This is a genomic window from Caldisalinibacter kiritimatiensis, assembly GCF_000387765.1.
Taxonomy (GTDB): domain Bacteria; phylum Bacillota; class Clostridia; order Tissierellales; family Caldisalinibacteraceae; genus Caldisalinibacter; species Caldisalinibacter kiritimatiensis.
Genome location: NZ_ARZA01000216.1, coordinates 1 through 1391, shown reverse-complemented (window position 1 = coordinate 1391; position 1391 = coordinate 1). Strand labels below are relative to the sequence as shown.

2 protein-coding genes are annotated in these 1391 nt (G+C 28.8%); both read right to left on the bottom strand.

All coding sequences use genetic code 11. From position 1 onward, the window contains the following. Nucleotides 1-133 precede the first annotated feature (133 nt). Entirely contained in the window at nucleotides 134-667 is a 534-nt protein-coding gene (locus L21TH_RS09800) for a hypothetical protein (RefSeq protein WP_006315034.1), read from the bottom strand. Between the two features lie 232 nt (nucleotides 668-899). Then, the gene (locus tag L21TH_RS09795; protein ID WP_006315033.1) at nucleotides 900-1325 is read right to left on the bottom strand and encodes a hypothetical protein; all 426 of its coding nucleotides are present in this window, start codon (nucleotides 1323-1325) and stop codon (nucleotides 900-902) included. Between the last annotated feature and the right edge of the window lie 66 nt (nucleotides 1326-1391).

Genomic DNA, 1391 nt, shown 5'->3' with positions numbered 1-1391 from the left:
GGTACGTACGGTGGTGTGAGAGGTCGGTAGATAAAATAATTATCTACCTCCTACTCGATTTGCATGTAATTAAATTTCATGAACAAAATAAACAGATTATTGTCATATGTCATTATGACCATGTATATGTTTATTATGGTCTAAATTCTCTTGAAAGAGAATTATACAATTCATCTATATAATCTATATCAATTTTCTCTTTCTTTGTTTGCAAATGCATAAGAATGCGTTTTTCCTCTTGTACTGTTCTGCCTCCAAATTTAATAAAATCTATCTCCCTGTTACTTTTTACTTGTATTATTATTCGCTCATAACTACTATTGTTTTTAAATTTAAACTCATAAATAGTATTAGAACCCTTAGTTACATTTTCATCTTCTATATATTCAAAAGAATTAAAATAAGTCAGTAGTTCGTTTATTAAATATTTATCAGTATCTTCTCTTTCTTTAAACTTATATTTATCTTTAATTTCAGTATTTTCATTTACAATTATTTTTGTTCCTAGCACATAATCATAATTATTGACTTTTAGATATTCGTCTAAACTATATTCATTAACAGAATTATTTATAGGAAATTTGCCACATCCAGTTGTTAATACTGTTAATAATAAAATTGATAGAAGACATATAAATTTATTTCCCCAAATCTTTTCCCTTTGCAATTTCTATAGCTCCTTCCACTATTTAATGAAAAATAACATACAAACACATTATACCATGATTTTACTTATTTAAACAACTAAACTAGGATTTACAATAATATAAAAAAACAAGCATCATAAAAAATGACATCAACCATAATTAAATGATTGATGTCATAGTGATTTTTATTTTTTTCCACTGTCTACTTGACAGGGGCATGTTCATAAAATGAACATGGTGTCTTGTTTTTTATTATAATCTCCAACCACCATTAACATGATATGCTTGGGCATCTGGTGTATTCACTACTGACCATCCTTCATAGGCCACTTCTCCTTCGATATAAATTTTTATATACTCGTTTCTGTGTCTAACTTTTACTAAGTCGGCTCCAATTTCCTCCATAGTATCTTCTATTTCTAAATAACCCCAAAATTGTTCTTCAGCTGTTCCTCCAGTAGTTGCTAAATAATTTTCTGATATCAATTGAATTATCCCCAATTCTGTTAATATTGTACTTAATGTGTTGCAAAATATACTTGCCAGTTGGACGTACCAAGGTGCTTGTAAATCTGCTTCTTCTTGTAGTAAGGGCTGAACCTCTTTTCTAAGTTCTTTTACTTCTGCTTTTGTTAAAATTTCTTCTGTATAATAAGTATCTACAACTTCAATTGCCATAAAAACCTCTCCTTTTTATCATATTATTTTGTAAGACTCTCCCTGTTGGCCAACTTGTTTCGTCTT

Bases quoted from the DNA above. Each gene is read 5' to 3' on its own strand.
- L21TH_RS09795 (WP_006315033.1), bottom strand. From the start codon at position 1,325: ATGGCAATTGAAGTTGTAGATACTTATTATACAGAAGAAATTTTAACA.